Origin of the sequence: Corallococcus sp. CA049B, assembly GCF_003611685.1 — a bacterium.
GTDB classification, from domain to species: Bacteria; Myxococcota; Myxococcia; order Myxococcales; family Myxococcaceae; genus Corallococcus; species Corallococcus coralloides.
This window is the reverse complement of sequence record NZ_RAWC01000340.1, coordinates 1-5962: the sequence shown is the minus strand read 5'-3', so window position 1 is coordinate 5962 and position 5962 is coordinate 1. Positions and strand designations below refer to the sequence as shown.

At 67.5% G+C, this 5962-nt stretch carries 3 protein-coding genes and 1 pseudogene; 2 read left to right on the top strand and 2 right to left on the bottom strand.

Annotation, left to right across the window (positions count from 1 at the left end; genetic code table 11):
- Nucleotides 1-153 (bottom strand): annotated as a pseudogene (locus D7W82_RS37870) (IS3 family transposase); the annotation flags it as partial.
- Nucleotides 154-679: 526 nt separating this feature from the next.
- On the opposite strand from D7W82_RS37870, the gene D7W82_RS37865 reads away from it, so the two are divergent.
- Nucleotides 680-1684 carry a hypothetical protein gene (locus D7W82_RS37865; protein WP_233588184.1) on the top strand — a complete coding sequence of 335 codons (1005 nt, stop codon included), beginning with the start codon at nt 680-682 and terminating at the stop codon, nt 1682-1684.
- Nucleotides 1685-1902: 218 nt separating this feature from the next.
- Here the strand turns inward: D7W82_RS37865 and D7W82_RS37860 are convergent, their stop codons facing one another.
- Nucleotides 1903-3210 carry a leucine-rich repeat domain-containing protein gene (locus tag D7W82_RS37860; RefSeq protein ID WP_120622918.1) on the bottom strand — a complete coding sequence of 436 codons (1308 nt, stop codon included), beginning with the start codon at nt 3208-3210 and terminating at the stop codon, nt 1903-1905.
- A gap of 1386 nt (nt 3211-4596) precedes the next feature.
- On the opposite strand from D7W82_RS37860, the gene D7W82_RS37855 reads away from it, so the two are divergent.
- The coding region (locus D7W82_RS37855) for a PKD domain-containing protein (protein ID WP_233588183.1) at nt 4597-5962 on the top strand (1366 nt) is incomplete at its 3' end.

The window sequence follows — 5962 nt, the reverse complement described above, 5'->3', positions numbered from 1 at the left end:
GTACTTCAGGGGACGAAAGAGGGCCTCGGAAAAGGCGTTGCCGTCCGAGACGCGGGGCCGGCTGAAGGACGGGGTTCCGCCCAGCCATTGCCGCGTGGCCAGCATGGTGGCGCCCTTCATGGGGCCGCCGTTGTCCGAGTGCAGCACCAGTCCTTCGGGGCAACCGGCCTCCTGCCAGCAACTGCGGACGATGACCGGAAACCTGCCGGCCGGCTCCGCCCTTCCCGATGATGTCCCGAACAGAAAAGACTCAATCGCTCTCCTTCTTCGTCAAGCTCCTCGGCGCGTGGATCGCAATGGGGTTCCGAATCCCGAAGATCACCGTCGTCAACGGTGAGCTCCGCGTCAGACACCGACCCGGTGTCTGGCGCCGCCGCCTCCCAGCTCCGGCTCGGCGCGCGGAGCAGCGACCGCACACCTGCGCCCGCATGGAGGGAGGCATACGTCGCACAGGACCACCTTTCGGCGGCGAACAACTCGCTGACGGTCGGGTTCTGGTCTGACATGCCCCCCCGCTGCGCTCCGCGCGGCTCCCTCCAGAATCCAGGAGCAGTCCATGGTCCACACCTCGGGTATCCCTCGTCGCATCTCCCTCTGGGCAGGCGTTGCCCTGGCGCTGGTTGGCACTCTCACGGGCTGTGCTCCGCCAGGGCCGGAGGACTTGCCCGGAGAGCCCCAGGTGACCCTGGACTCACAATCCCAGGCGCTGGCCTATCCCAACGGGAGCAGCCGGACGGTGGTGTCACGGCGCGTCGTCTACAAGGACACCTCCGGTGGCTACCAGGCGGCGCCGGGCTTCGAGCAGTTCCGCGCGGCCGGTGCCTCCGACAGCACGCTGCACGCCATCCGCATCGCCCAGGTGGACGCCCCGAGCGTGCGCGAGGCCATCGTCTTCATGACCGCCGGGCAGAAGATCTCGAGCAGCGGGCACTCCAGCGGCGTGACAGGCCAGTCCTCCAACTGGGACGCGTCCTGCGACGGCGTCTCCTGCGCCAACGTGGTCCTGGATGGCCGCTCCCTGGCCATGAAGCTCAATGCCCTGGGCTGGTTTCCGGCGGGGAGGACGCACCTGTCCGTGGTCAACGACAACAACTTCGACCACCTGTTCGACAGCGACACGAAGCAGCGCATCGTCAACGGGTTCGTCCACTGGCTCCAGGCCCAGGTCCGACCCGAGACGCGGTCCATCTACCTGGCGGGGAGCTCCCGCGGCGGGTGTCTGGTGATGCGAATTGCCCAGGCGCTCCGCGCCAACACGGCGCTGGATGGCATCACCGTCTACGTGTCGTCGCTGGATGGCGTGTGCAGGAACAGCCAGGGCGAGCTGGGCACGTTCGACACCAAGGTGAACAACCCCGTGCGCCCCTGGGGCACGTTCTACGGCGCGTGGGCCACCAACCTGTCCTCCCAGTTCCCCCGCCGCGAGCGGCTGCACCTGTATCAGGTGGTGGGGGGGCAGGAGGTCGCGCCAGCCACCGGCATCCGCGCCTTCTCCGGGTACGCGGGCGCCACGCCTCCCTCGACGGGCACCCACCTGGACTGGGGCTGGTACAAGCAGACCTGGGTGAAGTGGCAGCACAAGGAGATTGGCAATCCGTACACCGACCCGAGCACGTCGGATCAGCCGCTCGCCATTTCAGAGACGATTGACGCGCAGCTCACCTGGCTGGACGGGCTGCTGTAGCGGGCCCGCGCTCTACTACGAGTCACCCGCTGGTTACGAGAAGGAGCACCGCGCTGCCGCTTGAGGGCGAAAGCGCGGAACGCTCTGCGGAACCGGGGCAACTTCAGGTTTGGGGTACCCTGTGTCCACGGGTTCAAATCCTGTCTCCCCGACCACTAAGTCACCACGGGGCGCGAAGCCGTCTTGGCTCCCGGAGGGCCATGCCGTCCCTCAACGGCTCAGTACCCCACGTGCAGCCGTCCGGGAGGCAGCGCCGCCTCCAGCCGCTTCACCTCCGGCTCCGGGACGCGGTCCAGCCCCAGCTTGAACTGCTTGAGCCGGGCGAGCGGCGCGAGTCCCCCTGGCAACGCGGACAGCTCTCCCTGGAAGAAGCCGGCGTGCGTCAGCGTCGGCAGCCGCCCAATCCCGTCCACCAGGACCTGGACCCGGCCCGGTGTCATCTTGAAGAAGCGCCAGAACCAGAGCTTCTTCAGCCGAGGCAGCCGCGTCAGCACCTCGGGGAAGCCCTCCAGCGCCATCGCGTCCAGATACAGCTCCTCCAGTGCCTCCAGCTCGCCGAACGCGTCTGGGAGCCGGGTGAGGTTGTTGCAGTAGCGGAGGCTCAACTTCTTCAGCGCGGGGAGGCGGCAGAGCTCCACCGGAAGCGACGTCAGCGGCAGGCTCTCCAGGCTGAGGTTCTTCAGTGCCTGCAGCTCGCCGATGCGCGGGGAAATCTCCGCGATGTCGTTGGTGTCCAGGTTGAGGCTCTCCAGCCCGGTGAGGGAGAAAACCTCCTCGGGGATGGCCTTCAGCTTCTTCTGCGCGAGCCCCAGTCGCGTCGCCTTCCCGCCCCGCGCCGCCTGCTCCTTCACGGCGGCGATGGCCTTCTCCACGGGGCCAAGCCGGGTGTCCGCCAGCAGGGGGCTCCCCGCTCGCAGCATCGTGAGGAGCCCCTTCCGGTCCACCGTCGAGTCGGTGACGTCGCCCTCGTCCTCGTCCTCCACGGTGAAGGCCCCCGGCAGGAGCGCCTCGTGCGGCTCCAGCTTCCTGCGGGGCTTCTCCGTCGCGGTGAGTTTGTCGCCCACGAGCGCGTCCACGTCCAGCGGGCCAAACACCCAGAGGTGGTGGTGCTGCTCGACGAGGGCGCGCGCCTTCAGCCCACCGCCGACACAGAAGACGTCATCCCCATACGAGTCGCCGAAGAGCAGCCCCCGGATCCGGACGTTGCCCGCGATGAACATGGCGGAGAACGTCGCCACGTTCTCCGCTTCCAAATCTCCCAGCACCACCAGGAGGGTGTGGTCCGCCGCGTGGCCGTCCTCGAGCAGGCCCTTCAGCCGGACGCTGCCAGAGACAACGAGCGGCCGGGGGCCGATGACGAGCGAGTCGGCCTCCAGGTCTCCCTCGTGGAAGAGGACGCCTTTCTCGGAGACTCCCCGCCACCAGGAGGCCAGCTCGTGTCGCCATCCGGGCGTCCCCGCCGCTTCCACGTGGGCCCACACTTCTTGCGCAGAGGCATCCCTCCCCCAGTCCTGCTTCTCCACCATGTCCCGGTGCTCCCTTCCGGGAGCCATCACACCATGGAAGCGCCGCGAGGATTACTCAGGGGCCCGGGAGGAACCGCGGCGCGACGCACGATGAACATGCACTCACTGGGGGCTTCGAACGTCGGGAGCCGGGTGTCCTGGGTGGCCATGGCGCTCGAAGAGGATGAGCCAGGGATAGGACGGAGAGGAGCCCTGTTGAGGGCGGCGGGCTGGTGGCAGGCGAAGACACCCGGCGCAGTAGTCCCGCCCAATCCAATCGCGGCGTGCGCTCCATCATCGACTCCACCGTCAAAGCCGGGGCCTCCACTGTCTTCGGACCAAGGATACGGCCTCACGTCCGCCCGCCTGTCACGAAGGAGCGCGCAGAGATTGAACTGGTGGTTCTTCTCGGGGTTGCCCTGGATGGTGCTCCTCGTGGTCTCCGCCAATCTGCTCGCGTTGACAGCTCCTGACTTCACTTCAACGGCAACCACCTCGGAGCGGTTGGGAAAGTAGGCAACGAAGTCCGGTCTGGCCAGAGAGGCTGCACGGATGACGCGGGTGACGCGCGTTGCGCCAAGTCTGCGAAGAACTCGGGCCGCCAGGAACTCGCCGAAGTCTCCCACCAGGGGCGTGGGGAGGTGCTGCTGGTCGTTGCGGCGCCAGCGCTCCCTGACGAATTGACTGAAGAAGTTGGGCAACGCCGAGTAGAGCGAGCCCCAGTCGCTCTCCAGGTGCGGCCTGAAGAGCTCGGCGGCCCTTTCGTCCAGCCGGACCGGATGCTGCCCCCGGTCCCGGACAGGATCTTTTGCGAGATCTTCACAAGCCCATCGTTCAGATGGAGCTCTGGTGCACGAACCTGGAAGGTAACTGCTCTCACCCTGCCCCCACAGTGATGGGCCCTCCCAACAGGCCGACCCATATCCTACGCCAAGCGGCCTAGGACTCCTTGAACAGATGTACCCACCCTCCAGGTCAGCAGATACCCGTCAACCCTCCCCCGCGGGTGCCTTCCTGCCACGGTGGCGGAAGCCTGTTGGACCTGTGAGCCGCCGGTCCTGAATCACCCTGACGTCCCGGTCTTCCTTCTGCTCCCGGAACCTCCAGCGGCGTTCAACACCCATCATCCAGCGCCCTGCTATCCTTTCCTTGTCTGCCAAAAACCGAATCGTCGAGCAGGTGCCCGGCAATTCCAGGCAGCACACCGTCATTGCTCAGGAGAGCTGGAGGACTCACATGCACAAAGCCGGAAAGGTCTTCTCTGTCTGGTTGTTGCTCGCACTCGCCGTGGCAGGGTGTCATCAAGCGGAGGACTCCACGGGCTCGGTCCGGCTCGTGGCGTCAGTGGGGCAGTCGCTGAGTGTCAGTGACGTGGCCCGAATGACCGTGACTTCGTCGGGACCAAGCATGCCCTCGGTCACCCAGGACCTCACGCAGACCAATGGGAGGTGGGGTGGCGTCATCACCGACGTGCCCGCCGGCCCTGACCGGCGTTTTCTCGCGCGGGCCTTCGATTCCAACGGAGACCTCATCTACGAGGGGCAGAGCGCCAACGTCACCATCACCGCCAACCAGACAGCCCTGGTGGCCATCACCCTCCAGGAGGTGAATCCTCCCGAGCCTTTCGACAACGAGGCGCCCGTCATCGGGTCCGTGGTGGCGTCCCGGACCAGCGTGCCCCTGGGCAACACTGTCACCCTGACCGGGAGCGCGTCGGACCCCAACCCCACCGACACGCTGACCTATAACTGGATGGCGACGCAGGGTTCCTTCAGCAGTACGTCCGAGGCTTCCACGACCTGGACCGCGCCCTCCACGGCAGGCATCGCCTCGCTCACCTTGGAGGTGAGGGATTCCCAGGGCACCGCGGTGGCGGTGACGCTCTCCATCAACGTCACCCATGGGACGGAGGAGGGGCGCGCCGCGCTCGACGTGCAGTTCAACAACCACCCGGTGGTCGCCCGGGTCCACAGCACCGCAGCCCGGGTGGACGTCGGGCAGGCCGCCGAGGTGACCGTGATGGCTTCCGACAACGACAGCGACACCCTCAGCTACCAGTGGTCGGCGAGCTGTAGCGGCAGTTGGACCCAGGGGACGTCCAGCATCGCGCGCTTCACGCCCTCCGCCCTGCCCCAGCGCGCATGCAACAACTGCCAGCTCACCGTCGCCGTCTCCGACGGGAAGGGGGGCAGCACCACCGGGAGCTTGTCGCTGTGTGTGGTGTCCACCTCGCCCACGCGTTTTCCGCCGTCCATCATTCGCGCCTACCAGTCCTCGCCAACCGCCACCCCGGGGCAGACGCTCAGCTTCCAGGTGGAGGCCAGCGACCCTCAGGGCAGCACGCTGTCCTTCCAGTGGTCGGCCGACATCGGGATGATGGGCACGGCCGCGAGCGGGACCACCCGCGGGAGCAATACCTGGGACGCGCCTCGCTGTGTGCCCGCGGGCGCCCCGGCGACCATCACCGCCACCGTCACCAACAGTTACGGCCTGTCGGACACCACCCGCTTCCCGGTGACGGGGCTGCCTACCTGCACGGGAGGAAGGGCCGTCTTCAGCTACACCGGGGCGGACCAGTCGTGGACGGTGCCCACCGGCGTGAACCGCGTTCGCGTGAAGCTGTGGGGCGCGGGCGGCGGCGCGGCGCGGTACGGGAGCGGCTCCGCCGGTGGCGGAGGCGCGCTGGCCACCGCCATCCTGGGCGTCAACCCGGGGGAGCCCCTCACGGTCATTGTCGGCGGGGGGGGGGCCTCGGGTGATGTGCTCGGCACTC

Bases quoted from the DNA above. Each gene is read 5' to 3' on its own strand.
- D7W82_RS37860 (WP_120622918.1), bottom strand. From the start codon at position 3,210: ATGGTGGAGAAGCAGGACTGGGGGAGGGATGCCTCTGCGCAAGAAGTG.